Raw genomic sequence first — 2,078 nt, forward strand, 5'->3', positions numbered from 1 at the left:
TACACTTGTACCTCTAGCCAAACCATATGGTTATGAGTTATACGCTGTCGCTTTTGCTATGGGACTTGGGAGCATCCTTACTTCTGCACTTGGGTTTTCTGCTGTTAAGAGAATTTATAGTATTAAATTCCCTACTATCTATACTTTTAAAATTCTATTAGCTTCCACCATTGCAACATTGCCCACAATACCTTTTCATTCAGTTAAAATCCTTTCACTGGTCCCTGCAACATTTGTGTTCTTAATTGTATTTCTCGTCCTGCTGTGGGCGCTAAAACCCTTTAATGATGAGGATGTCGAGATGGCAGGAAAAATCAGCAGACGATTAGGAAACATTATTAAAATATTTGTTCCTCGCTCGTTAATTAGCACAACTCTTATCGACTGAACCTGAAAGTTGACACTCCTGAAGAGGATAGGTAGAATAGCTTCAAGCCGATATGCTCTCAGCAATTTAAAAGGCTATTTCGGCTTACGGAGAGGCGCATGAAAAATCATCATTTTGTCACTGTCGGGGTATGGGATAGAAAGGTTCCTACAAATCCGCTTCACCTTCCCATGGCTTTAGCCGAGTTGGGGCATAAAGTCTTGATGATAGAATCCTCCCTTTGGGATAAAGGTCTAACCCTGCAACCGTGGAAATGGAACCGCTTGGAAATGAGCATGAAACATAAAAACCTATGCCTACTTACCATTCGACCGCCTCTTCCACGCAAACTATCCTGGTTGAATAATTGGTTCAATAAACATGCCAGCAAACTCGCCCACAAAGCTATGAAGCAGCTTGGTTTCCCGGATGACTATTTCGCCATCTTATTTGCACCTTCTGAAGAAAGGCTTTTAAAATGGCTTCCAGGGATTCCTTTTATTTACCGCCCGATTGATGATTATGCCGCAATGCCAGGTAATGCCGATACCAAAGAATACACTATAAGTATCGATGAAAAATTGGCAAGGTCTGCTGAAGCAGTCTTTCCAAGTAATCCTGCTTTGTTTAGAGCAAAGAAATATCTCAATAAGCACGTCCTTTTGATGCCCAATGCCGTCAACTTCACCCATTTTAATGCTGCCTTTAGCGCCTATCCCGATGTTCTGAACGATCTCCCTCAGCCGATCATCGGTTTTGCCGGAGCGCTAGATCGCTATAAGTTTGACTTTAAACTATTGTCATCCATAGCGACTTTGCGGCCTGACTGGAGTTTTGTCTTGATCGGCGATGTGGGTATCTGCGATTCAACCAGCGAATCTGAAATTCCTAGACTGCCGAATATTCATTATATTGGGTTCCGATCCTATGAAGACCTTCCGCGGTATATCAGAGCGTTTGATGTCGGCCTCATCCCCTATGTTCATAACGCCTATACTGAAGGCGTCTTCCCTCTCAAACTCTATGAATATATGGCTGTCGGCGTACCAGTAGTCTCGACAGATCTGCCTTTCCTGGAATCGGTTGGGGATGCAGTTCTGGTCGCAAACGACCCCGATGGCTTTGTCAAATGCATCGAGCAAGCTTTATCTGAAGATAAGTCTATAGAGGTTCACAACCGAATAGAGTTGGCAAGAAATAATAGTTGGGCAGAACGAGCCAAAGGCCTAGTAAATTATCTTGAAAAAGTCGAAGCTGAAAACGGAAAGAAGTAAGGAGAACGTAATATGTATTCATAAGCCCTCTCATAATTCCCTGGCGGGTTCATGGCACTACGGCTTCATCGTTTACTTCCGCTGCGCCTACCGCCTCTTCCGCGATCCGTCGTACCGTGACACCTACTTCGGTTTCAGTTGTGCTAAGGCTCCGTAATTTCGGCTTTCTGCTTTACAACTACTCCGGCTTCGCTGATGTCTTCAGTTTTGCCGGAGTAGTTCAGGGCGAAGCGTTGTTGATTTTATAAGCGTATATCCACAAACTTCCCTATTACTCCCCTGAACCTAAAAAACGGATACTAATAAGCTTTAGTCCACTGCATGAAAGATGGCTAAATAAAAGCCAGCCAGCTAGTGTGTAACTTCTCATTGAATAGATGTCAAGAGCGCACAGATGCTAATATATTAATAAGAATATGCTCTATTGGTTTTTTCGA

At 43.3% G+C, this 2,078-nt stretch carries 2 protein-coding genes; both read left to right on the plus strand.

What is annotated here, in order from left to right:
- On the plus strand, positions 1-388 hold a 388-nt coding region (locus WCO51_12900; protein ID MEI6514152.1), incomplete at its 5' end, for a hypothetical protein.
- A 98-nt stretch (positions 389-486) separates the two neighbouring features.
- Positions 487-1,641 (plus strand): glycosyltransferase, encoded by a 1,155-nt coding sequence (locus WCO51_12905; GenBank protein ID MEI6514153.1) that lies wholly within the window; start codon positions 487-489, stop codon positions 1,639-1,641.
- Positions 1,642-2,078: the final 437 nt, after the last annotated feature.

This window comes from bacterium (assembly GCA_037131655.1).
Taxonomy (GTDB): domain Bacteria; phylum Armatimonadota; class Fimbriimonadia; order Fimbriimonadales; family JBAXQP01; genus JBAXQP01.

Coding starts and splice junctions, on each gene's coding strand:
- WCO51_12905 (MEI6514153.1), top strand. CDS start 487: ATGAAAAATCATCATTTTGTCACTGTCGGGGTATGGGATAGAAAGGTT.